This is a genomic window from Klebsiella sp. 141198 (genome assembly GCF_050600785.1).
GTDB classification, from domain to species: Bacteria; Pseudomonadota; Gammaproteobacteria; order Enterobacterales; family Enterobacteriaceae; genus Klebsiella; species Klebsiella aerogenes.
Genome location: NZ_JAQIRM010000001.1, coordinates 220,673 through 243,104, shown reverse-complemented (window position 1 = coordinate 243,104; position 22,432 = coordinate 220,673). Strand labels below are relative to the sequence as shown.

General features: G+C 51.2%; 21 protein-coding genes, 2 tRNA genes and 2 other RNA genes. 11 read left to right on the top strand and 14 right to left on the bottom strand.

The window, feature by feature from the left end:
• Positions 1–741 carry a TonB system transport protein TonB gene (tonB, locus tag PGR10_RS01180; RefSeq protein ID WP_271031887.1) on the bottom strand — a complete coding sequence of 247 codons (741 nt, stop codon included), beginning with the start codon at positions 739–741 and terminating at the stop codon, positions 1–3.
• Between the two features lie 210 nt (positions 742–951).
• On the opposite strand from tonB, the gene PGR10_RS01175 reads away from it, so the two are divergent.
• A complete protein-coding gene (locus PGR10_RS01175) occupies positions 952–1,248 on the top strand; it encodes a YciI family protein (RefSeq protein ID WP_015367051.1) in 297 nt (98 codons plus the stop codon).
• Between the two features lie 52 nt (positions 1,249–1,300).
• On the opposite strand, the gene PGR10_RS01170 is transcribed toward PGR10_RS01175, so the two are convergent.
• Entirely contained in the window at positions 1,301–1,474 is a 174-nt protein-coding gene (locus tag PGR10_RS01170; protein ID WP_086538044.1) for a YciY family protein, read from the bottom strand.
• A 144-nt stretch (positions 1,475–1,618) separates the two neighbouring features.
• Here PGR10_RS01170 and cls point away from each other — a divergent pair, with 144 nt between their 5' ends.
• Together cls and PGR10_RS01160 are read left to right on the top strand one after the other, a co-directional pair.
• Positions 1,619–3,079, top strand: coding sequence for a cardiolipin synthase (cls, locus tag PGR10_RS01165; RefSeq protein ID WP_045397543.1), 1,461 nt, complete (start codon positions 1,619–1,621; stop codon positions 3,077–3,079).
• Positions 3,080–3,113: 34 nt separating this feature from the next.
• Entirely contained in the window at positions 3,114–3,443 is a 330-nt protein-coding gene (locus PGR10_RS01160; RefSeq protein ID WP_015367064.1) for an HI1450 family dsDNA-mimic protein, read from the top strand.
• A gap of 68 nt (positions 3,444–3,511) precedes the next feature.
• Here PGR10_RS01160 and PGR10_RS01155 read toward each other — a convergent pair whose 3' ends face one another.
• The 7 genes from PGR10_RS01155 to PGR10_RS01125 form a co-directional block, all read right to left on the bottom strand.
• Positions 3,512–4,378, bottom strand: a complete 867-nt coding sequence (locus PGR10_RS01155) for an ion transporter (protein WP_162750197.1) — start codon at positions 4,376–4,378, stop codon at positions 3,512–3,514.
• A 16-nt stretch (positions 4,379–4,394) separates the two neighbouring features.
• A complete protein-coding gene (gene oppF, locus PGR10_RS01150) occupies positions 4,395–5,399 on the bottom strand; it encodes a murein tripeptide/oligopeptide ABC transporter ATP-binding protein OppF (protein WP_059304977.1) in 1,005 nt (334 codons plus the stop codon).
• A complete protein-coding gene (locus PGR10_RS01145; protein WP_113374162.1) occupies positions 5,396–6,409 on the bottom strand; it encodes an ABC transporter ATP-binding protein in 1,014 nt (337 codons plus the stop codon). Before PGR10_RS01145 ends, oppF begins: the two co-directional genes overlap by 4 nt.
• 11 nt (positions 6,410–6,420) lie before the next feature.
• Positions 6,421–7,329, bottom strand: a complete 909-nt coding sequence (oppC, locus tag PGR10_RS01140; protein ID WP_087857941.1) for an oligopeptide ABC transporter permease OppC — start codon at positions 7,327–7,329, stop codon at positions 6,421–6,423.
• A 14-nt stretch (positions 7,330–7,343) separates the two neighbouring features.
• Positions 7,344–8,264, bottom strand: coding sequence for an oligopeptide ABC transporter permease OppB (gene oppB / locus PGR10_RS01135; RefSeq protein ID WP_015367069.1), 921 nt, complete (start codon positions 8,262–8,264; stop codon positions 7,344–7,346).
• An 84-nt stretch (positions 8,265–8,348) separates the two neighbouring features.
• Positions 8,349–9,980: an oligopeptide ABC transporter substrate-binding protein OppA gene (gene oppA / locus PGR10_RS01130; protein ID WP_045397547.1), complete on the bottom strand. Its 1,632-nt coding sequence runs from the start codon at positions 9,978–9,980 to the stop codon at positions 8,349–8,351.
• A 753-nt stretch (positions 9,981–10,733) separates the two neighbouring features.
• Positions 10,734–11,381 carry a YchE family NAAT transporter gene (locus PGR10_RS01125; protein ID WP_045397549.1) on the bottom strand — a complete coding sequence of 216 codons (648 nt, stop codon included), beginning with the start codon at positions 11,379–11,381 and terminating at the stop codon, positions 10,734–10,736.
• 478 nt (positions 11,382–11,859) lie between these two features.
• Here PGR10_RS01125 and adhE point away from each other — a divergent pair, with 478 nt between their 5' ends.
• Positions 11,860–14,538 carry a bifunctional acetaldehyde-CoA/alcohol dehydrogenase gene (gene adhE / locus PGR10_RS01120; protein WP_087857943.1) on the top strand — a complete coding sequence of 893 codons (2,679 nt, stop codon included), beginning with the start codon at positions 11,860–11,862 and terminating at the stop codon, positions 14,536–14,538.
• A gap of 184 nt (positions 14,539–14,722) precedes the next feature.
• On the opposite strand, the gene tdk is transcribed toward adhE, so the two are convergent.
• Positions 14,723–15,343, bottom strand: coding sequence for a thymidine kinase (tdk, locus tag PGR10_RS01115; protein WP_045397553.1), 621 nt, complete (start codon positions 15,341–15,343; stop codon positions 14,723–14,725).
• Positions 15,344–15,889: 546 nt separating this feature from the next.
• Here tdk and hns point away from each other — a divergent pair.
• Complete coding sequence (gene hns, locus PGR10_RS01110) at positions 15,890–16,297, top strand: histone-like nucleoid-structuring protein H-NS (protein ID WP_004103116.1); 408 nt, start codon at positions 15,890–15,892, stop codon at positions 16,295–16,297.
• A gap of 124 nt (positions 16,298–16,421) precedes the next feature.
• Here the strand turns inward: hns and galU are convergent, their stop codons facing one another.
• The 3 genes from galU to rssA form a co-directional block, all read right to left on the bottom strand.
• A complete protein-coding gene (galU, locus tag PGR10_RS01105) occupies positions 16,422–17,324 on the bottom strand; it encodes a UTP--glucose-1-phosphate uridylyltransferase GalU (RefSeq protein WP_045397556.1) in 903 nt (300 codons plus the stop codon).
• A 198-nt stretch (positions 17,325–17,522) separates the two neighbouring features.
• The gene (gene rssB, locus PGR10_RS01100) at positions 17,523–18,536 is read right to left on the bottom strand and encodes a two-component system response regulator RssB (RefSeq protein WP_213316728.1); all 1,014 of its coding nucleotides are present in this window, start codon (positions 18,534–18,536) and stop codon (positions 17,523–17,525) included.
• A gap of 89 nt (positions 18,537–18,625) precedes the next feature.
• Positions 18,626–19,525 carry a patatin-like phospholipase RssA gene (gene rssA, locus PGR10_RS01095; RefSeq protein WP_430922776.1) on the bottom strand — a complete coding sequence of 300 codons (900 nt, stop codon included), beginning with the start codon at positions 19,523–19,525 and terminating at the stop codon, positions 18,626–18,628.
• Positions 19,526–19,635: 110 nt separating this feature from the next.
• On the opposite strand from rssA, the gene PGR10_RS01090 reads away from it, so the two are divergent.
• The 6 genes from PGR10_RS01090 to PGR10_RS01065 all read left to right on the top strand — a co-directional run bounded on the left by PGR10_RS01090 (position 19,636) and on the right by PGR10_RS01065 (position 21,804).
• Positions 19,636–20,094 (top strand): YchJ family protein, encoded by a 459-nt coding sequence (locus PGR10_RS01090; protein ID WP_430922775.1) that lies wholly within the window; start codon positions 19,636–19,638, stop codon positions 20,092–20,094.
• A 44-nt stretch (positions 20,095–20,138) separates the two neighbouring features.
• The gene (purU, locus tag PGR10_RS01085; RefSeq protein WP_087857947.1) at positions 20,139–20,981 is read left to right on the top strand and encodes a formyltetrahydrofolate deformylase; all 843 of its coding nucleotides are present in this window, start codon (positions 20,139–20,141) and stop codon (positions 20,979–20,981) included.
• A gap of 159 nt (positions 20,982–21,140) precedes the next feature.
• Positions 21,141–21,225, top strand: a tRNA-Tyr gene (locus PGR10_RS01080).
• A gap of 143 nt (positions 21,226–21,368) precedes the next feature.
• A tRNA-Tyr gene (locus PGR10_RS01075) sits at positions 21,369–21,453 on the top strand.
• Positions 21,454–21,496: 43 nt separating this feature from the next.
• Positions 21,497–21,628: non-coding RNA, RtT sRNA (locus PGR10_RS01070), on the top strand.
• A 43-nt stretch (positions 21,629–21,671) separates the two neighbouring features.
• Positions 21,672–21,804: non-coding RNA, RtT sRNA (locus tag PGR10_RS01065), on the top strand.
• A 116-nt stretch (positions 21,805–21,920) separates the two neighbouring features.
• Here PGR10_RS01065 and PGR10_RS01060 read toward each other — a convergent pair.
• Positions 21,921–22,364, bottom strand: coding sequence for an Lrp/AsnC family transcriptional regulator (locus PGR10_RS01060; RefSeq protein ID WP_213316726.1), 444 nt, complete (start codon positions 22,362–22,364; stop codon positions 21,921–21,923).
• Between the last annotated feature and the right edge of the window lie 68 nt (positions 22,365–22,432).

The window sequence follows — 22,432 nt, the reverse complement described above, 5'->3', positions numbered from 1 at the left end:
TTAATCCATTTTTACGCCGTTTAAGCGGAATTTGATGTTCATCGTCAAACCAGTGCCCGGCCTGCCTGCCTCGTAGCGCCATTTGCGCATCGCTGTTTTGACATCACGCTCAAACATATTGGCCGGCTTCGCAGAGAGTATCTGAATATTCTCCACGCGACCATCGGCAGTAACATCAAATTTCACGCGCACATCACCTTCAATACGCAGCGCCTGGGCACGTTGCGGGTAAGAAGGGTCGCCGCGTTTCAACGCTTTAGGACCGCTCGGCGCGGTAGTCATCGGTTTTGCCGTTGCCGCCGTCGTACTCGGCGCGGTACGCGCAGGCGCCGTATTGCTGTTCTCAAACGGCGAGACCGGGCGCGGCTCAGCGGGTTTCACCTCGCGTTTCGGCTCGACTTTTTTCTCTGGTTTAGGCTTTGGTTTCGGCTTAGGCTTGGGCTTCGGTTCCGGTTTGTGAATAACCACTGGCGCCTCTTTTGGCGGCTCAGGCACCACTTCAGGCTCCGGTTCCGGCTCCGGTTCAACAACGGGTTCAACGACCGGCTGCGCCGCCTGCGGAGGCTCTAAATCCGCCGGCGCCACCATTGTTATTTCGATTGGCTGTGAAGGCGAAGGCTTTTCAATAACCTGATGTACCGAGGTATAAAGCAACCCCGCCACAACGGCACCGTGGATAGCCACGGACAGCAGCGTTGGCCACGGAAAGCGGCGAGGTAAATCAAGGGTCATTGCGCTCATAGTCGTTTCTGTTGAAAAATGATGCCCTGATTTTAAATGCAAATAGCAATCATATTCAATAAGGCGTGTTATCCTGCATCAAATTTTGCCTCGTTTTGTGGAAAAAAACCGGCGTGCCGTGGCATGCTAAAGGCGTGCGCATCTTACATTGCTGCTCATAACGCTTTCACGTCACGTGATTTGCCTATTTTTTGATTAAGGAGCCTTGCCGTGCTTTACGTCATCTACGCAGAAGATATCGCCGATTCTCTGGAAAAACGCCAGGCGGTGCGCCCTGCCCATCTGGCGCGCCTACAACTATTACATGATGAAGGCCGTTTACTGACCGCAGGCCCGATGCCCGCGGTAGATAGCAATGAACCTGGCGCGGCAGGATTTAGCGGCTCAACGGTTATCGCAGAATTTGAATCGCTGGAAGCGGCGCAGTCCTGGGCCAACGATGACCCCTATATCGCCGCGGGCGTCTATCAGCACGTCTCGGTAAAACCTTACAAGAAAGTATTTTAATCAAGCGCTTAAAACACAGAGGCACCGCAAGCGGTGCCTTTCGTTTTAACTCTCAGAATTCAGAGAAGGTGAACAGCAAAGCATGACGTTGCCGTTTGACCAGGCACTTCCTGATTGAAAGAATCCGCATGTTGCGGCGAGATTGGGCTTCCAGCCAGCGCGATTTACGGCGACTTACCTGTCTAAGCATGCGCCAGCGCCCTACTTCCGTTCTACTACGCTTCATTGCTACTACTCTACGAGTGAAAAACAGCCCTCATTATAAACCGATGAATCTGTCTGACCATCGCTTTCGCTGCGTTTTTATTTGCCAGATGGATGATGATGCGTAAACTCATGGCATCGGGCTATTCAAAAGGATTTTTCATCTATGACAACCTTTTACACGGTCGTAAACTGGCTGGTCATTCTGGGGTACTGGCTGTTGATTGCCGGTGTTACATTACGCATTCTAATGAAACGCCGCGCGGTACCTTCCGCCATGGCATGGTTACTGATTATTTATATCCTGCCGCTGGTGGGAATTATCGCTTACCTCTCCTTCGGCGAACTGCATCTTGGTAAGCGTCGAGCCGAGCGCGCTCGCGCCATGTGGCCCTCCACCGCCAAATGGCTAACGGACCTGAAAAGCTGCAAACATATCTTTGCTGAAGAAAATAGCCCGGTTGCCGAATCACTGTTCAAACTCTGTGAACGTCGCCAGGGGATCGCTGGCGTAAAAGGTAACCAGCTACAGCTGCTGACCGAATCTGATGATGTGATGCAGGCGCTGATTCGAGACATCCAGCTGGCGCGGCATAACATCGAAATGGTGTTCTACATCTGGCAGCCCGGCGGGATGGCCGACCAGGTGGCGGAATCGTTGATGGCCGCCGCGCGTCGCGGCGTGCATTGTCGACTAATGCTCGATTCAGCCGGTAGCGTCGCCTTTTTCCGCAGCCCGTGGGCGGCCATGATGCGTAACGCCGGTATCGAGGTGGTTGAAGCGCTTAAAGTTAACCTGATGCGTGTATTCTTACGTCGTATGGATCTGCGTCAGCACCGTAAAATGGTGATGATTGACAACTATATCGCCTACACCGGCAGCATGAATATGGTCGATCCGCGCTACTTCAAACAGGATTCCGGCGTCGGTCAGTGGGTCGATCTGATGGCGCGAATGGAAGGCCCGGTGGCCACGGCGATGGGGATCGTATACTCCTGCGACTGGGAAATTGAAACCGGCAAGCGAATTTTGCCCCCGCCGCCGGACGTCAACATCATGCCGTTTGAAGAGGCTAACGGGCATACCATTCATACCATTGCATCCGGTCCCGGCTTCCCGGAAGATTTGATTCATCAAGCGTTGTTAACCGCAGCCTATGCGGCGAAAGAACACCTGATTATGACCACCCCCTACTTCGTCCCCAGCGATGACCTGCTGCACGCCATCTGTACCGCAGCCCAGCGCGGCGTCGAGGTCAGTATTATTATGCCGCGCAAAAACGACTCCCTGCTGGTAGGCTGGGCCAGCCGCGCCTTCTTCACTGAACTGCTTGCCGCTGGCGTGAAAATTTACCAATTCGAAGGCGGCCTGCTACATACCAAAAGCGTGCTGGTGGATGGCGAATTGAGCCTGGTCGGTACCGTTAATCTCGATATGCGCAGCCTGTGGCTTAATTTCGAGATCACGCTGGCGATCGACGACGTGGGCTTCGGCGGCGACCTGGCGGCGGTGCAGGACGATTACATCTCCCGTTCACGCCTGCTGGATGCAAAATTGTGGGCCAAACGACCGCTATGGCAGCGGATCGCAGAGCGACTGTTTTACTTCTTCAGCCCGTTGCTGTAAAACGTGCCCATCAGATGCTTAACGGGTAGCAATCATGGATATGGATTTAAACAATCGCCTGACCGAAGACGAAACGCTCGAACAGGCCTACGATATCTTTCTTGAGCTGGCGGCGGATAACCTCGACCCGGCAGATATCATCCTTTTCAACCTGCAGTTTGAGGAGCGCGGCGGCGCCGAACTGTTTGACCCGGCGGAAGACTGGCAAGAGCATGTCGATTACGACCTCAATCCAGATTTCTTCGCCGAAGTCGTTATTGGCCTTGCCGATACCGATGGCGGCGAGATCAACGATATTTTCGCTCGCGTTCTGCTATGCCGGGAAAAAGATCACAAGCTGTGCCACATTCTGTGGCGCGAATAAGCATTAAGCTAATGCGCCTGTAAAAAAGCCTGCCGACAGTAATATCGGCAGGCTTTTTGTTTTATACGTTATTGCGGTAATTCTGTTCCGCAGGCGTGGCAGAAACGGGCATTTTTATCATGCTCGGCGTTATTGCAGTTTGGGCAAACGCGGCGAGCGCGTCGGTTTTGCAGCGCCGTAGTCATATGCGTCGTTATCAGCCCGGTTGGGATGGCGATGATAGAATAACCGATGAGAATAAGTACAGAGGCGAGTATCCGCCCTAATGGAGTATGTGGCGTAATGTCGCCGTATCCCACGGTAGTAATGGTGACGATTGCCCAATAGACCGAAGCATTTAAGGTGGTAAACCCGTATTGCGGCCCTTCAATTAAATACATCAGCGAGCCGAAAATCACCATCACAATAGCAATAAACGAGTAAAACAGAATGAGCTGATGACGGGCGCTGACGATAGCCCGCCAAAAAATATTCAGCGACGGCATAAAGCGCAGCAGTTTGAGAATACGTAGCGCCCGGATAACCCGCATGGCCCGCCAGGCAAAGACATACTCGAGGCTCATTTCCGGCCATAACCACATCACATACAGCGGTAAAACGGTCGCCAGATCGATAAATCCCCAGAAGCTGAAGATATAGCGTAGCGGATTCGGCCAGCTTATAACGCGTAGAATATATTCTGCGGTGAAGACCGCGGTAACCCCCAGCTCCAGCCAAACAAAAACATGCCACTCATCAAGCGACAGGTGATATTGCGAGCCGAGTCCGGACTCAACAAAAATAATGACCACGCTTAACAGGGCGAATAAACCGCAAAGCCCTTCAAAACGACGGCCAGAGCGACGAGTTTGATCGAAGAGTAGATGGTATAGCCGCAAACGGGCGGCGGAGAGCGAAACTGCCACGTTAACCTCACAATAAAAAAGGGCTGACATCAGTCAGCCCGAGTGATTATAACGGGTCTACCTTCAGGCAGGAAACCGCATGGCGGAAACTGCCCTCCAGCACCGGCCGCGTTTTGGCGCATTCGGGCCCGGCCAATGGACATCGGGTGCGAAATACGCAACCCGAAGGCGGATTAATCGGTGAAGGTAATTCCCCTTCCAATAGTTGGATGGTTTTATTCTTCTCCAGATCCGGATCCGGCACCGGTACGGCCGACATCAGCGCTTTGGTATAAGGATGCAGCGGATTATGATACACCTCATCATAGGTGCCCAACTCCACCGCATGGCCTAAATACATGACCAACACGCGGTCGGAAATGTGTTTCACTACCGCCAGGTCGTGGGCGATAAAAATCAACGATAGCCCCATCTCCCTCTGCAGCTGCTGTAGTAAGTTCACCACCTGCGCCTGAATGGAAACGTCCAGCGCCGATACCGGCTCATCGCAAATAATCAATTTAGGCTCAAGGATCAGCGCGCGAGCGATACCAATGCGCTGACATTGGCCGCCGGAGAATTCATGCGGATAGCGGTTAATCAGGTTCGGCAACAGGCCGACCTTCATCATCATCGCCTTCACGCGATCGCGCACTTCCTGACGAGACATCTTAGGATGATAGGTCCGCAGCGGTTCAGCGATAATTTCGCCAATGGTCATACGCGGATTCAGTGAGGCCAGCGGATCCTGGAAGATCATCTGGATATCGCTGCGCACGTCGCGCCACTCTTCCGGCTTCATGCCTAACAGATCTTTTCCAAGCCAGGCGACTTTACCGTCGGTAGCTTTCACCAGGCCGATGATGGCGCGGGCGAAGGTCGATTTACCGCAGCCGGATTCGCCGACCACGCCCAGCGTTTCACCTTCATACAGGCGCAGAGTAACGCCATCCACCGCTTTGAGCGTTTTTGACGGTTGCCAGAACCATTGCTTGCCATCTTTAATATCAAAATGCACTTTCAGATCGGCAATTTCGAGCAGCACTTTTCTTTGTTCGATCACGGCGTTCATAGCAGATCCCCTACCGGTTTAAAGCAAGCGCGCAGGCGGCCTGGCGCAAACGACTCCAGAGGCGGAGCGCTATTACAGATTTCCATGGCATGCGGGCAGCGCGGCTGGAACGGGCAGCCTTTCGGCAGACGCAGCAGGTTCGGCGGGTTACCAGGAATCGTTAGCAAGGAATCGCCTTCGCCATCGAGACGCGGTACCGCATTGAGTAAACCAATCGAGTACGGGTGCGACGGTTGATAGAAGACGTCGCGCGCCTGACCGTATTCCATGGTACGCCCGGCATACATCACCAGAACCTTATCGCAGATCCCCGCTACCACGCCGAGGTCGTGGGTAATCATAATAATCGCGGTGTTAAACTCGCGCTTCAGCTCGTTAAGCAGGGTCATGATCTGCGCCTGCACGGTAACGTCCAACGCGGTGGTCGGTTCATCGGCAATCAGCAGTTTTGGCCGACATAACAGCGCCATGGCAATCATCACGCGCTGGCGCATCCCGCCGGAGAACTCGTGCGGGAACATCTTCATGCGCTTACGCGCTTCCGGCATCTTCACCGCATCGAGCATTCTTACCGACTCTTCAAAAGCCGCGGCTTTGCTCAGCCCTTTATGCAGCATCAGCACTTCCATCAGCTGCTCGCCAACCCGCATATAAGGGTTCAACGACGTCATCGGGTCCTGGAAAATCATCGAAATCTGTTCGGCACGCAGCTTATTCAGATCGCGCTCGGGCAAATTAAGGATTTCGCGACCGTTAAAAGTGGCGGAACCGCTAATATGACCATTCGCGGCCAAAAGCCCCATTAGCGCGAATGCCGTTTGCGATTTCCCGGAACCTGACTCACCGACGATTCCTAAGGTTTCGCCGGCCCGCAGGTTAAAATTCAGATCGTTAACCGCGGTGACATCGCCGTCCGGCGTTTTAAACGTCACCCGAAGATCCTTCACATCCAGCAGCAGACCGCTTTGCTGCGCGGCCTGCGGCGCTTTAGCCATTTCAATTGTGCTCATGACGGCGCTCCTTAGCGGTCTTTCGGGTCGAGGGCATCACGCAGGCCATCGCCGATAAAGTTAAAACAAAACAGCGTTACCACCAGGAACCCGGCAGGGAATAACAACAGCCACGGCGAGACTTCCATTGAGTTGGCGCCATCACTGAGTAACGCGCCCCAACTGCTCAGCGGTTCCTGGGTGCCAAGGCCGAGGAAGCTCAGGAAGGATTCGAACAGAATCATGCTGGGTACCAGCAGTGAAGCGTAAACCACCACCACACCCAGGACGTTCGGCACAATATGACGAATAACGATATTCGCGGTGGAGACCCCGCCGACCTGCGCGGCTTCGATGAACTCTTTACGTTTCAGACTCAGGGTCTGACCGCGTACGATACGCGCCATATCCAGCCACGACACCATCCCGATAGCCACAAAGATCAGCAGGATGTTCTGACCAAAGAAGGTCACCAGCAGGATCACGAAGAACATGAACGGGAAGGAGTTGAGGATTTCCAGTAAACGCATCATCACCGAGTCCACTTTGCCGCCGAGATAACCGGAAAGCGAACCATAGAGGGTGCCGAGGATCACCGCCACCAGCGCCGCAGCCACGCCAACCATCAGCGATATGCGTCCGCCAATCGCCACGCGCACCAGCAGGTCGCGACCGGATGAATCGGTGCCAAAATAGTGACCAGACTCCATATCCGGAGCGTTAGACATCATCCCCCAGTCGGTATCGAAATAGGAAAACTGCGACAGCATTGGAGCGATAGTCACAAACAGCGCAATAATCACCAGCACAATCAGGCTGGCCACCGCCGCGCGGTTATGCATAAAGCGGCGACGCGCATCCTGCCACAGGCTACGGCCTTCAACTTCCAGTTTCTCACTGAAGTTCTCCAGCGCCTCGCTATTTTTCTTACTTAACATCATGGCGAACTCCGGCTTCAGTAGCGAATTTTCGGATCGATGACGGCGTACAGCACGTCGACGATCGCGTTAAACAGAATGGTCAGCGCGCCGACCAGAATCGTCAGGCTGAGCACCAGCGAGTAGTCGCGGTTAAGCGCGCCGTTGACGAATAACTGGCCAATACCCGGCAGGCCGTAAATTGTCTCGATAACCATTGAGCCAGTGATAATGCCAACGAACGCCGGGCCCATATAGGAAAGCACCGGCAGCAACGCAGGCTTCAGCGCGTGGCGGAAGATAATTCTGCGCATCGGCAGGCCTTTCGCCCGCGCGGTGCGGATGAAGTTAGAGTGCAAAACTTCAATCATCGAACCGCGGGTGATACGGGCGATACTGGCAATATAGGCCAGCGATAACGCCACCATCGGCAGGATCATAAATTTCAGCGCCCCGCCGTTCCAGCCGCCGCCAGGCAGCCAGTGCAGCGTGATGGCGAAAATCATCACCAGCAGCGGCGCCACCACGAAACTCGGTATGACGACGCCGGTCATTGCCACCCCCATCACCGCGTAGTCCCATTTGGTATTCTGTTTTAAAGCGGCAATAACCCCGGCGCTAACGCCAAGAATCACGGCTAATAAGAAGGCTGCAAGGCCCAATTTGGCGGAAACCGGGAAGCTTGATGCAACCAGATCGTTCACCGAATAATCTTTATATTTGAAGGAAGGACCGAAATCACCGTGCGCCAGTTGCTTCAGATAATTGAAGTACTGGGTCATGATGGGGTCGTTTAAATGATATTTCGCTTCAATGTTCGCCATGACTTCCGGCGGCAGCGTGCGTTCACCGGTAAAAGGACTGCCCGGCGCGAGGCGCATCATGAAGAAAGAGATAGTAATAAGAATAAATAGCGTCGGAATCGCTTCCAGACAGCGACGTAATATGAATTTTAACATTGCCCGTACCTTCTGGCCTGTGCCTATCGAGTGCGATGAATTCAGACACGGTGGGGCAAGCTCAGCCTGCCCCACGTCTTGCCATTAATGTTTGATAATATAAAGGTTCTTCACGTAAATATTATCCAACGGGTCTTTACCGGTATAACCGCCAACCCACGGTTTAACCAGGCGTGCGTTCACATAGTAGTAAACAGGAACAATCGCGGAATCTTTATCCAGCTGTTGTTCGGACTGCGCGTACAGCTCGGCGCGTTTCGCTTCATCGGTGACCTGCAGAGTATCGCCGATGATCTTATCGAATGCCGGGCTCTTATAATGCGCCGTGTTGTTAGAGCTGTCGCTGAGCATGGTGTTCAGGAACGATGTCGGCTCGTTGTAATCAGCGCACCAGCCGGCGCGAGCGACATCGAAGGTGCCCTGATGACGGCTATCGAGGAAGGTTTTCCACTCCTGATTTTCCAGCTTAACGTTAGCGCCAAGGTTTTTCTTCCAGATGGACGCCACGGCGATAGCCAGTTTTTTATGTAAATCAGAGGTGTTATACAGCAGGTTAAAGGTCAGCGGCTTATCAGCGGTATAGCCGGCTTCCGCCAGCAATTTTTTCGCTTCTTCATTACGCTTGTCCTGAGACCATTTGAACCACTCCGGCTCAACGAGTTTCATGCCGTCGGTGTATGGCGGGGTATAACTGTAAGCCGGCAGATCGCCCTGGTTTTTCACTTTATTAACGATAATATCGCGATCCAGCGCCAGCTTAAGCGCGGTACGGACGCGTACGTCGGTAAACGGCGCTTTCTGGTTATTGATTTCGTAATAATAAGTACACAGATAAGGATCGACGTGAACTTCTTTCGGGATCTCTTTTTTCAGCTTCTGGAACAGTTCAATCGGCATGTTGTTATAGGTCATGTCGATTTCGCCGCTGCGGTAGCGGTTGACATCGGTAACTTCAGAAGAAATTGGCAGGTAAGTTACCTGGTTAATAACGGTTTTGGCGTTGTCCCAGTAATTCGTATTACGCTCGAGCACAATACGTTCGTTCACCACCCAGTCTTTTAATTTATAGGCGCCGTTGGTGACGATATTCGCAGGCTGCGTCCATTTCTCGCCATATTTTTCGATGGCGGCTTTTGGTACTGGAGAAACGGATGGATGGACGAGGAGTTTATAGAAATACGGGACCGGTTCGCTCAGCGTGACTTCAAATGTTTTGTCATCGATTGCTTTGACGCCGAGATCGGTTGCCGGTTTTTTGCCGGCAATAATCTCATCGACGTTAGCCACATGGCCGTACTGGAGATAGCTGGCGTAAGGTGATGCCGTTTTCGGGTCGGCCAGACGCTGCCAGCTATAAACGAAATCTTGCGCGGTAACCGGTGAACCGTCGGACCATTTGGCATCTTTGCGAATATGGAAAGTCCAGACTTTAAAATCCTTGTTATCCCACGATTCGGCAACGCCCGGAACTGGATGGCCGTTAAGATCGCCAATCACTAACCCTTCAAACAGATCGCGGTTAACGTTGGACTCCGGTACACCTTCAATTTTATGCGGATCCAGAGATTGCACCTCTGCCCCGTTATTACGTACCAGCGTTTGTTTATCCGCCAGTTGCACCCCGGCAGGGACATCAGCTGCCATAGCAACATTTGCGGTGATGAGCGCAGATAAAATTCCCGCCGCTACCAGACTTTTTTTAGTGATGATGGTCATGTGTTGTTACTCCACTCATTATAATTACTGGTTATTTAACCAGCCTGTTATTTTTCCCTTATAGGGATTCTGTACAGTGCAGGAGTCTTTGCCGCTGTCAGATTCTACTGCTTGCTATCACCGACTTATTTATTACGACCGCTCAAACGGCAGCCTTGACGTCGATTCTTTATCCCCTGTCCAGAGGGGGAATGCCGGCACAATGAGTTATGTAATAATAATTCTCATTTGTGCACATTATTTAGTTAGCGATCAGGCCGGAAAGTACCAAAACGGTTTCTTGTCCGCCAATGCAATTTGCAAATATGTTACCGGATTCTCTTTTATTGTTTTTTTTACCGTGCTTAACCTGAGACTTATGACGTTTAAAAATAAAAAATAGCGTTTAAAATCACACGGATAGGAACACCCTGTCGTTTTACGTTCCCGCTCTGTACGCAAAGTTGCTTTTTTGCACAAAAATTTAACAATTGTCTAATTTTTAGCACATTAATCTGCTGTCTCGAAGAAATTACTAATATCATTTCGATGATCCGACAGCAAGCGCCAGAGAATGATGTGACAAAAATAACAGTGATGAGGGGAGAAAAACAGTCTGACGAGATAGAATAAAAACAACTAACAATATGATAAATATAAAATAAAATCATTATCAGCAAAAGTTATCGCTTGCCATTTATAGCAACGACAGGGATAAGTTTTGCTAATAATCTTTCAAACGCGAGGCTCAGCGCCCCGCGTCTGCTGCGTCAGTCACCCTGTTAATCCAGGAAACAGCGCTTTAATCCCGGTGACGATAAACTCGATCCCTAAAGCCATCAGCAACAGACCCATGATACGCGTAATGACGTTAATTCCGGTCTGCCCCAGCAATCTGACCAACCATGGGGCCATGCGAAAGATTCCCCAACAACAGGCGGCAAACAGCGCAATGGCGATTGAAAAACCGATCAGATGGGCAATTGAGTGATAACGCGTGCCCCACACGATCGTGGAACTTATCGCCCCCGGCCCCGCCATTAAAGGCAGCGCTAACGGTACGACACCGATGCTTTCACGAATGGCCGTCTCCGACTTTTCCTGTTTGTTTTGTTTATCCTCGCCGAGTTTCCCGCTGATCATCGACATGGCGATAGTCACCACCAGGATCCCCCCCGCGATACGGAAAGAATCAATTGAGATGCCGAAAATTTGCAAGATTCCGTCACCGAGGAAAAGCGAGGTAAGGAGGATGATAGCCACCGACAGGTTAGCCGTCAGATTCGTCTTATTACGTACCAGCGCCGTCTGATAACTGGTCATACTAATGAAAACCGGAATGATGCCGACCGGATTGACCAGCGCGAACAGGCCGATAAAAAATTTAAAATAAACAGCGAAATCAAACAACGGTAGGGTCACAGTGAACTCCGCAGCACCATTAAAAAAGGCTGTTGACAGCGTCAGTACGAATTAATTTGGCAGAAGATACCCTTTTCATAGCCACAATTCATCTCAAATATGCAGCCGCGGCTGATTGATTTTATTTGTTATATATTTGTTTAATGTATGCGCTTTATTCATTAAATATGCATACCTTATCACTCCTCATGATTTAACTGGTCAATTATTGCCCTGCTGAAAGGTATCAGCATCGCCAAATATTGATCCAAATCACGTAATTCATACTCAGAAGTGAGTAATCTTGGCTACACCAACAGAGTGAAAGGCCGAAGTACCTGAGTGCGTAGTAAGACAAAGCTTTTTTAGTAAATCAGTGTGTTCAAAGCGTTAGAAATCTTTACGTTAACATTTACATGCAAGCTGTTAACAGCCTGTCTATAATGTCGAATCGAGCTACTGTTTTACTAAAAAAGTTTAACATTATCAGGAGAGCATTATGGCTGTTACTAATGTCGCTGAACTTAACGCACTTGTAGAGCGCGTAAAAAAAGCCCAGCGTGAATATGCCAGTTTCACTCAAGAACAAGTTGATAAGATCTTCCGTGCCGCCGCTCTGGCCGCTGCAGATGCTCGAATCCCTCTCGCAAAAATGGCCGTTGCCGAATCCGGCATGGGTATTATTGAAGATAAAGTGATCAAAAACCACTTCGCCTCCGAATATATCTACAACGCCTATAAAGATGAAAAAACCTGTGGCGTCCTGTCTGAAGACGACACTTTCGGTACCATCACCATTGCTGAACCAATCGGTATTATTTGCGGTATCGTCCCGACTACCAACCCAACCTCAACGGCAATCTTCAAATCGCTGATCAGCCTGAAGACGCGTAACGCCATCATCTTCTCTCCGCACCCGCGTGCTAAAGACGCAACTAACAAGGCGGCGGATATTGTATTGCAGGCGGCGATTGCCGCAGGCGCGCCGAAAGATTTGATTGGTTGGATCGACCAACCTTCAGTAGAACTGTCTAATGCATTGATGCACCACCCTGACATCAACCTGATCCTCGCCACCGGTGGCCCAGGTATGGTTAAAGCCGCTTATAGTTCTGGTAAACCAGCTATCGGCGTTGGCGCAGGCAACACGCCGGTTGTCATCGATGAAACTGCCGATATTAAACGCGCAGTAGCGTCCGTACTGATGTCAAAAACCTTCGATAACGGCGTTATCTGTGCTTCTGAACAGTCTGTCGTCGTCGTTGACTCTGTATACGATGCCGTTCGCGAACGCTTTGCCAGCCACGGCGGCTACCTGCTGCAGGGCAAAGAACTGAAAGCCGTTCAGGACATTATCCTGAAAAATGGCGCGCTGAACGCGGCTATCGTTGGTCAGCCAGCGGCAAAAATCGCCGAACTGGCGGGCTTCACCGTGCCGGCCACCACTAAGATTCTGATCGGCGAAGTTACCGACGTTGACGAAAGCGAACCGTTCGCTCACGAAAAACTGTCCCCGACGCTGGCAATGTACCGTGCGAAAGATTTCGAAGACGCGGTCAATAAAGCAGAAAAACTGGTCGCCATGGGCGGTATCGGCCATACCTCTTGCCTGTACACCGACCAGGACAACCAGCCGACTCGCGTGGCCTACTTCGGCCAGATGATGAAAACCGCGCGTATCCTGATCAACACCCCGGCTTCTCAGGGTGGTATCGGCGACCTGTATAACTTCAAACTCGCACCTTCCCTGACTCTGGGTTGTGGTTCCTGGGGTGGTAACTCCATCTCTGAAAACGTTGGTCCGAAACACCTGATCAACAAGAAAACCGTTGCTAAGCGAGCTGAAAACATGTTGTGGCATAAACTTCCGAAATCTATCTACTTCCGTCGTGGCTCACTGCCAATCGCACTGGATGAAGTGATTACTGATGGTCACAAACGCGCGCTGATTGTGACTGACCGCTTCCTGTTCAACAACGGTTATGCAGACCAGATCACTTCCGTATTGAAAGCGGCTGGCGTAGAAACCGAAGTATTCTTTGAAGTTGAAGCTGACCCAACGCTGACCATCGTGCGTAAAGGCGCGGATCTGGCCAACTCCTTCAAACCAGACGTAATCATCGCGCTGGGCGGCGGTTCCCCGATGGATGCTGCCAAAATCATGTGGGTCATGTATGAGCACCCGGAAACCCACTTCGAAGAACTGGCGCTGCGCTTTATGGATATCCGTAAACGTATCTACAAGTTCCCGAAAATGGGCGTCAAAGCCAAGATGGTTGCCATTACCACCACTTCCGGTACCGGTTCTGAAGTTACCCCGTTCGCCGTGGTAACCGACGATGCAACTGGACAGAAATATCCGCTGGCCGACTACGCGCTGACTCCGGATATGGCGATTGTCGATGCCAACCTCGTCATGGATATGCCGAAGTCTCTCTGTGCCTTCGGTGGTCTGGATGCCGTGACTCACGCCCTGGAAGCTTACGTTTCCGTACTGGCCTCTGAATTCTCCGATGGTCAGGCTCTGCAGGCGCTGAAACTGCTGAAAGAGTATCTGCCGGCCTCTTACCATGAAGGTTCTAAAAACCCGGTAGCCCGCGAACGTGTGCACAGTGCCGCCACTATCGCTGGTATCGCGTTTGCTAACGCCTTCCTGGGCGTGTGCCACTCAATGGCTCACAAACTGGGCTCGCAGTTCCACATTCCGCACGGTCTGGCAAACGCCCTGCTGATCTGCAACGTTATCCGCTATAACGCGAATGACAACCCGACCAAGCAGACCGCATTCAGTCAGTATGACCGTCCGCAGGCGCGCCGTCGTTATGCCGAGATCGCAGACCACCTGGGTCTGAGCGCTCCGGGCGACCGCACTGCTGCGAAAATCGAGAAACTGCTGGCATGGCTGGAAAGCCTGAAAGCTGAACTGGGTATTCCGAAATCTATCCGCGAAGCCGGCGTTCAGGAAGCTGACTTCCTGGCTCACGTTGATAAGCTGTCTGAAGACGCCTTTGATGACCAGTGCACCGGCGCTAACCCGCGCTACCCTCTGATCGCCGAGCTGAAACAGATTCTGCTGGATACCTACTACGGTCGTGACTTTGTCGAAGGCGAAGCTGCGGCTGTGAAAAAAGAAGCCGCTCCAGTCAAAGCAGAGAAAAAAGCGAAAAAATCCGCTTAATTCACGGCATTGATATGAACGAAGCCCCATCTATTGATGGGGCTTTTTTTATTTTCATACTTTATTAACGTTTGCCTACAGAAGTACAAAAGACAATAAACCTGGTAATATCTGAATACAGGAACCGATTCCATAAAAGACAACAGGCGCCATACAGGCGCCTGAAGATAATGAAATTAAAGAATTATTCGCAGTGACGCAGCTTACTTTGCACCTGGGTTAACGAACCGATATTCAGCGCCTCTTTATAATGCTTACGACAGACGGAAACGTAGCGCTCATTACCGCCAATAACCACCTGCTCCCCCTCATTGTACGGGCGCCCTTCCTGATCAAGACGTAAAACCATGCTTGCCTTTCGCCCACAGAAGCAAATCGTTTTTAATTCAACCAGCTTATCTGACCATGCTAACAAATACTGACTACCGCTAAATAACTCACCGCGAAAGTCCGTACGCAATCCGTAGCACAATACCGGGATATCGAGCTCATCCACCACTTCAGAGAGCTCGTGGACCTGTTCACGGGTCAGGAACTGGCTCTCGTCCACCAGCACGCAATGAATGGGCTGGCGGGCATGCTCCGACGCGATATCGGCATATAACGACGTCTGAGGATTATACAGCCGCGCCGGCGAAGAGAGCCCGATTCGCGAGCTCACTTTGCCAGAACCAAAACGGTCGTCAATTTCAGCGGTATAAACGACGGTACGCATCCCTCGTTCCTGGTAATTGTACGAAGACTGCAACAGCGCAGTAGACTTACCGGCATTCATTGCAGAATAGTAAAAATAAAGTTGTGCCATCGGCTGCGTAACCCCAATCAATGTGTTTTACCGCGCAATTGTATCATATATTACCGAGCCGACCGTGCTTTCACAGGGGGTATTGCTGGCAGGCTGATAATGCTTTACAAAAAATGAAACGGCCAGCGAATGAATAGCGTCAGGCACCACCGTCGCCGCGCCAGCGGATACAAATCATTGTCGTTTTGTGCTTAAACCGCCATTCTCCGGACAACTATAATGGGTTTTGGCCGCCAATTTATATTAAGCATCACCGTAACTAATGCGCTAAAACTGAAGAGCGATATTTATCCACGTGAAGTATAAATTTACTCTCGAAACGCGGGAAAATCATCCTGACTCATGGTTTTAGCGCCAGTGCGTATGCTTAAGCTATAAGCGAGAAGATGTGAGGTCGCGCGAAAATTTAACTTAAATTATTTAATCAACCAGACAAATAACAAGTAATTTTGAATTCCTTACATTCTCCCCTATTGCACATCTGATTTTATCGCTCTATTATTACTTCAACAAACCACCCCACAATATAAGTTTGAGATTACTACAATGAGCGAAGCACTTAAAATTTTGAACAACATCCGTACTCTTCGTGCGCAGGCAAGAGAATGCACCCTTGAAACGCTTGAAGAGATGCTGGAAAAATTAGAAGTTGTTGTTAACGAACGTCGCGAAGAAGAAAGCGCCGCTGCTGCAGAAATTGAAGAGCGTACTCGTAAACTGCAACAGTACCGCGAAATGCTGATCGCTGACGGTATTGATCCGAATGAACTGCTGAGCACCATGGCGGCAGTTAAAGCTGGCACCAAAACTAAACGTGCTGCACGTCCGGCTAAATACAGCTACGTTGATGAAAACGGCGAAACTAAAACTTGGACTGGCCAGGGTCGTACTCCGGCAGTCATCAAGAAAGCAATGGATGAGCAAGGTAAAACACTGGACGATTTCCTGCTCTAATTAGCTTTATGCTTGATATAAAAATCCCGCTTCGGCGGGATTTTTTTTATCGCTACGCGCTAAAGTATCAGGCATAAAAAAACCGGATCGCTATCAGGCGACCCGGTTGTTCTGGCGACGAATATTACTTCGCGACAGCTTGCTCAAGCCAGGCTTTAAAGTCTTCGCCCAAAGTCTTATGGCGAACGCCATATTCTACGAAGGCCTGCATATAACCGAGCTTATTACCGCAGTCATGGCTTTTGCCTTTCATGTGGTAGGCTTCCACGGTCTCTTTCTCGATCAGCATATCAATAGCATCAGTCAGCTGAATTTCATCGCCGGCTCCCGGAGGGGTTTTAGCCAGCAGCGGCCAAATATCGGCGCTCAGTACATAACGGCCGACAACCGCCAGATTAGATGGCGCGACGTCTGCCTTCGGCTTCTCAACAACGCCAACCATCGGCACGCTTTCGCCAGGCTGCAGGCTTTCGCCTTTGCAATCAACAACACCATAAGCCGTAACGTCATCAACCGGCTCAACCATGATCTGGCTGGCGCCCGTTTCGTCAAAGCGAGCAATCATTTCCGCCAGGTTATCACGGGTCAGATCGGACTCATATTCGTCCAGAATAACGTCCGGCAGAATAACCGCAACCGGCTCGTCGCCGACAACGGGATGCGCGCACAGCACCGCATGACCCAGACCTTTAGCCAGCCCCTGACGTACCTGCATGATGGTAACGTGCGGCGGACAAATAGACTGAACTTCTTCCAGAAGCTGACGTTTTACACGTTTTTCCAGCATCGCTTCGAGTTCGAAGCTGGTATCGAAATGGTTTTCAATAGAGTTTTTCGAAGAGTGTGTCACCAGAACAATTTCAGTAATCCCAGCGGCGATACATTCGTTAACAACATATTGGATTAATGGTTTATCTACCAGTGGCAGCATTTCTTTCGGAATAGCCTTGGTGGCGGGTAGCATCCTGGTGCCTAATCCCGCTACCGGGATAACAGCTTTTCTTACTTTAGAATTAAGGGCAGCCATTGAAATCTCCTGGACTGTTCGTTTTTTGAACTTAATCGTCAATAAATAACGCATCGAGTATATCAGTCTGATCAGTTAAACCTGGTCTGAAAAGGTTTGGATACCCTCGAATTAGGACTTTTACGCATAAAACGCAGTGATAGTACCACCGGAAATGTAGGCCCGGTAATCCCACCTACTAAAAATAGATAGAATTGTTCATTCTGCAGACAACATCAGTCGTAAACGTCCCCCCGCGCCCCAAATTTGGCACTGCCATGAAGTACAGCGCTGGCTAATTTGGTTGAGGTATGCGTTGCCCAACGTTCCTAACGGAACGCCGTTACTAATTTGAATTTTATGCTCACCGGTATTCAACGTGCCGTTAAGACCTGCAGAAACCAGAATCAAATTTTTTAATCCGCTGTGATAATAACCAACCAACAATGGGAATTGACCTGGTAAATTGGCCTGGCGCAGTAATTGGTTAACTTGTTTTAACAATGCGCCCATTTCCGGCAGGCGCTGCCCCTGATGAGCGAGCTGTTCTTGCAGCAAGCCATTAAACAAAGCGCGTAATAATAATGCCGCCAGAACGCCATTATCACCGGCACGGGTAACATCCAGGCAATAAAACGCCAGATCGTTTTCTGATAACGGCGCAATATCCAGCACCAGCCCCGGTTTATCTGCAGAGATAAGCTGACGGTAATGAATGCGACAATGGGATATCTCCTGCTGTACCGGCGGCTGAAGCTCCTGCAATAACCTTGACGCCGCCAGGGGATCGCTAACTAACGCATCCCAGTCTTCAAATAATCGCTCTTCCTCTTCTACTCGAGAACTAAACATTGTCGGGTAGAGACATGCATACACCGTTTCACGCAGGCGATTAAAATCTTTTACCGGCTTCAGTAAGACGTCCTGAACGCCAAGACGCAGCGCTTTGGCAATGTCCGCCATGTTTTCGGTCGCGGAAATCATCAAAATAGGAAGTTGTTCACCCTGGTTGCGAACCTGTTCAACCAGCTCCAGGCCGTTCATTCTCGGCATCGAGATATCACAAATCATCAGATCTGGTTTCGAAATCGCGATTTGCTGCAGCGCCTCAATGCCGTCTTCCGCCTGGCGGATGGTCGCCCCCAGTGAAGTGAGCCAGCTATCCAGAAGAGAGCGGAAAACGGGTTCGTCTTCAACTATCAGAATCTGTTTTCCCGCCAATGGCTGCGTCATGTTCTCTCCCCTGGCTGACGATAATTAAATAGTGGCACGCTATTCACGCTATCGCCTGTCAGAATTTACTTAAGTGTTGGACAAGTGCGCTACGCGGAAGTGCGCACCAAGGGTAATAATTCATCCATTTTTTTCTCAACGGCCAGCTGTCCTGCGGCCATCGCTTCGCCAGCACGATGAAAATCAAGAGTGGAAATTTGCGGACAAAACGGCTGTAACAGGATATCTGGCGGATCGCCTGCCATACGATTACGTTTCAGACGGTTTTCCAGCACCTGAATCGAGGTAGACATAATCTCCATCGCCGTGGGGGTTATTGTCGCACGACGAGAGCTCATTCTCCCCAACCGGGATCGCAGGCGGGAATGCCAACTGAGCTCCTCTATTGGCTCCGGACGCGGCGATTCGATTGATAACAGGTCCTGCTGCATAAGATGGGCGTCATGCTGGAGGTCGACGGCAATCACAATATCCGCCCCCAAGGCTCGCGTTAGCGAGACCGGAACCGGATTGACCACCGCGCCATCCACCAGCCAGTAGCCGTTATACATCACCGGCGACATCAGGCCCGGCATACTACAAGAAGCGCGGACCGCCATGTGCAGGTCACCTTCCGTAAACCATAATTCTCGCCCGGTACTCAGGTTAGTCGCCACGGCGGCAAAACGACGTTCGCACTCTTCGATTTGCGCAACGGGCATAATTTGCCGGTATTGATTGAACACCCGCTCGCCGCGTAACAAACCGCCGCGCCGCCAGGAGAGATCCATCAATCGCAGCACATCCCAGTTGCTAAAGGAGCTAACCCACTTTTCCAACGCAGGGAGACGATTGCAGGCGTATGCCGCACCGACTAAGGCACCAATAGAACATCCTGCCACTACATCGACATCAATTCCTGCCCGATGCAGCGCTTTTATCACGCCGATATGCGACCAACCGCGCGCGGCGCCAGCCCCTAGCGCTAAACCAATCTTCAACTTTCTCATTAGTACAGATACATATCCTTCCACTCCGAGCATGACATTAGCGCCATCGCTCAGTTAACATAATGCAGGTTGGCGCTCTGGCGCCGTTATTCTTTTCCATGGAGGCGATTTTGTCGCAATTATGCCCCTGTGGCAGCGCTCTCGAGTATAGCTCATGTTGCCAGCGATATCTGGACGGCGGTCAGCTAGCGCCGAGCCCGTCACAGCTGATGCGTTCCCGTTATAGCGCATTCGTGATGAAAGATGTCGATTATTTAATCAAAACCTGGCATCCAGGCTGTGAAGCACCACGTTTTCGCGCCGATATCGAAAAAGGCTTTGCTAACACGCAGTGGCTCGGTTTAACCGTTTTCGCTACCGATAACGGGCGTAGCCCCGACGAAGGCTTCGTCAGTTTTATCGCACGTTTTACTGAAGATAACCGCCCCGGCGCGATTATTGAACGTTCCAGATTCTTAAAAGAAAACGGACAGTGGTACTATATTGACGGCACCCGACCATTAATTGGCCGTAATGACCCCTGCCCTTGCGGTTCAGGTAAAAAATTTAAAAAATGCTGCGGCCAATAAGGCCCGGCATCAGCAATTGCAAACACAACAGGATTTCCCCCGCGATGCATTCATTACAACGTAAAGTACTACGCACCATTTGCCCTGATCAGAAAGGCCTCATCGCGCGTATCACGAATATCTGCTACAAGCACGAGTTAAACATCGTGCAGAACAATGAGTTTGTCGACCACCGTACCGGTCGTTTCTTCATGCGTACCGAGCTCGAAGGTATCTTTAACGACGCCACTCTGCTGGCCGACCTCGATAGCGCGCTGCCGGAAGGTTCAATCCGTGAACTCAACCCGGCCGGCCGTCGCCGGGTGGTGATTCTGGTCACTAAAGAAGCGCACTGTCTCGGCGATCTGCTGATGAAAGCCAACTACGGCGGGCTGGATGTCGAGATCGCCGCGGTTATCGGCAACCATGAAACGCTGCGCACGCTGGTGGAACGTTTCGGTATTCCCTTTGAGCTGGTGAGCCATGAAGGATTGAGCCGCGAAGAGCACGACCAGCAGATGGGCGATGCGATAGCCGCCCACGATCCGGACTACGTGGTACTGGCAAAGTACATGCGCGTGCTTACTCCGGCGTTTGTCGCTCGTTTCCCGAACAAAATCATTAATATTCACCACTCGTTCCTGCCGGCGTTTATCGGCGCGCGTCCGTATCACCAGGCCTATGAGCGCGGCGTGAAGATCATTGGCGCCACCGCCCACTATGTGAATGATAATCTGGATGAAGGCCCAATCATCATGCAGGACGTGATTCACGTCGATCATACCTATACCGCCGAAGATATGATGCGCGCGGGCCGTGACGTTGAAAAAAACGTCTTAAGCCGTGCGCTATATCAGGTACTGGCGCAGCGCGTCTTTGTTTACGGCAACCGGACGATCATTCTTTAATCAACAGCGAAATGAATTGGTTAGCTTTACGGCGTTACGCGTAAAAATCAGGCAACCAGTTTAATTTTGTCAAAGGAATGCTTTACAGGGGCGCGTCATTTGGTATGATGCGCCCCGCTTCCCGAGAAGGGAGCAGGCCAGTAAAAAGCATTACCCCGTGGTGGGGTTCCCGAGCGGCCAAAGGGAGCAGACTGTAAATCTGCCGTCATCGACTTCGAAGGTTCGAATCCTTCCCCCACCACCATTATTCACTACAGTGATATGGTTTTCCCGAAAAGCGTAAACGATGTTTGCACTTAGCGGGAAGGGCGAGGAGCGATAGCGACGAGTTATCCTTCCCCACCACCATTCATTTTGCTGAATAGCCTACAATTTGATTTTACCCCTGGTGGGGTTCCCGAGCGGCCAAAGGGAGCAGACTGTAAATCTGCCGTCATCGACTTCGAAGGTTCGAATCCTTCCCCCACCACCATCTCTCCTTGTAATACCCAGCTTAATCTACCTACGATATTCTATATTCTGCCCTACGGGGAAGGATGAGAGGCTTCGACCAAGGTTCGACTCGAGCGTCAGCGAGAGAACGTTGCCGCAGGCAACGGCCCAAAGGGCGAGGCGCTTAGCGACGAGTTATCCTTCCCCCACCACCATCTCTCCTTGTAATACCCAGCTTAATCTACCTACGATATTCTATATTATGCCCTACGGGGAAGGATGAGAAGCTTCGACCAAGGTTCGACTCGAGCGTCAGCGAGAGAACGTTGCCGCAGGCAACGGCCCGAAGGGCGAGGCGCTTTAGCGCCGAGTAATCCTTCCCCCACTCCTGTTGCACTCTCTCAGCCACCGGTTCTGCCATCCCCTCGCTCGCGCTTCGCTTAGCGAGGCTACAGGTGGTGCCGTTTGGTAGCCCGGACAGGTGCGCAGCACCGCCTCCGGGAAAACTCACAGCGGGGGCAATCGCCTTTTGACCGGCGAGCTTTTCACCACAGAGGTATTACACTGGGCATATTCAGCCAGGCCATCCAATATCGTATCCAACTGCTCAATATCACGGACCACGAGACGCATAACAAAACAATCCTCTCCGGTGACCTTGTCGCTTTCAATACACTCCGGCATCGCCTGGATATATTTATCCACTTTTTGCAGCAATCCCGGTAGCGGTCTCACTCGAACTAATGCCTGCAGGCTATATCCCAACGCCGCCAGATTAACCCGCGCGCTATAACCCTGAATCACCCCTTTTTCCTCAAGGCGTTTTACCCGCTCGGCGGTACTCGGCGAGGTCAATCCCACCTGCGCACTCAATACCTTAAGCGAAACTCTGGCATCTTGCGTCAGGCAGGCAAGAATCGCCCGGTCTATTTCATCAATTATGTATTCCATTTATTTCACCTAATTAATAAAGGCATTCATCTGTGTTTACCTTATTCCAGATATATCAAGCTGTCAGG

Bases quoted from the DNA above. Each gene is read 5' to 3' on its own strand.
- tonB (WP_271031887.1), bottom strand. From the start codon at position 741: ATGAGCGCAATGACCCTTGATTTACCTCGCCGCTTTCCGTGGCCAACG.
- PGR10_RS01170 (WP_086538044.1), bottom strand. From the start codon at position 1,474: ATGAAGCGTAGTAGAACGGAAGTAGGGCGCTGGCGCATGCTTAGACAG.
- cls (WP_045397543.1), top strand. From the start codon at position 1,619: ATGACAACCTTTTACACGGTCGTAAACTGGCTGGTCATTCTGGGGTAC.
- PGR10_RS01160 (WP_015367064.1), top strand. From the start codon at position 3,114: ATGGATATGGATTTAAACAATCGCCTGACCGAAGACGAAACGCTCGAA.
- PGR10_RS01155 (WP_162750197.1), bottom strand. From the start codon at position 4,378: ATGTCAGCCCTTTTTTATTGTGAGGTTAACGTGGCAGTTTCGCTCTCC.
- oppF (WP_059304977.1), bottom strand. From the start codon at position 5,399: ATGAACGCCGTGATCGAACAAAGAAAAGTGCTGCTCGAAATTGCCGAT.
- PGR10_RS01145 (WP_113374162.1), bottom strand. From the start codon at position 6,409: ATGAGCACAATTGAAATGGCTAAAGCGCCGCAGGCCGCGCAGCAAAGC.
- oppC (WP_087857941.1), bottom strand. From the start codon at position 7,329: ATGATGTTAAGTAAGAAAAATAGCGAGGCGCTGGAGAACTTCAGTGAG.
- oppB (WP_015367069.1), bottom strand. From the start codon at position 8,264: ATGTTAAAATTCATATTACGTCGCTGTCTGGAAGCGATTCCGACGCTA.
- oppA (WP_045397547.1), bottom strand. From the start codon at position 9,980: ATGACCATCATCACTAAAAAAAGTCTGGTAGCGGCGGGAATTTTATCT.
- adhE (WP_087857943.1), top strand. From the start codon at position 11,860: ATGGCTGTTACTAATGTCGCTGAACTTAACGCACTTGTAGAGCGCGTA.
- tdk (WP_045397553.1), bottom strand. From the start codon at position 15,343: ATGGCACAACTTTATTTTTACTATTCTGCAATGAATGCCGGTAAGTCT.
- hns (WP_004103116.1), top strand. From the start codon at position 15,890: ATGAGCGAAGCACTTAAAATTTTGAACAACATCCGTACTCTTCGTGCG.
- galU (WP_045397556.1), bottom strand. From the start codon at position 17,324: ATGGCTGCCCTTAATTCTAAAGTAAGAAAAGCTGTTATCCCGGTAGCG.
- rssB (WP_213316728.1), bottom strand. From the start codon at position 18,536: ATGACGCAGCCATTGGCGGGAAAACAGATTCTGATAGTTGAAGACGAA.
- rssA (WP_430922776.1), bottom strand. From the start codon at position 19,525: ATGAGAAAGTTGAAGATTGGTTTAGCGCTAGGGGCTGGCGCCGCGCGC.
- purU (WP_087857947.1), top strand. From the start codon at position 20,139: ATGCATTCATTACAACGTAAAGTACTACGCACCATTTGCCCTGATCAG.
- PGR10_RS01060 (WP_213316726.1), bottom strand. From the start codon at position 22,364: ATGGAATACATAATTGATGAAATAGACCGGGCGATTCTTGCCTGCCTG.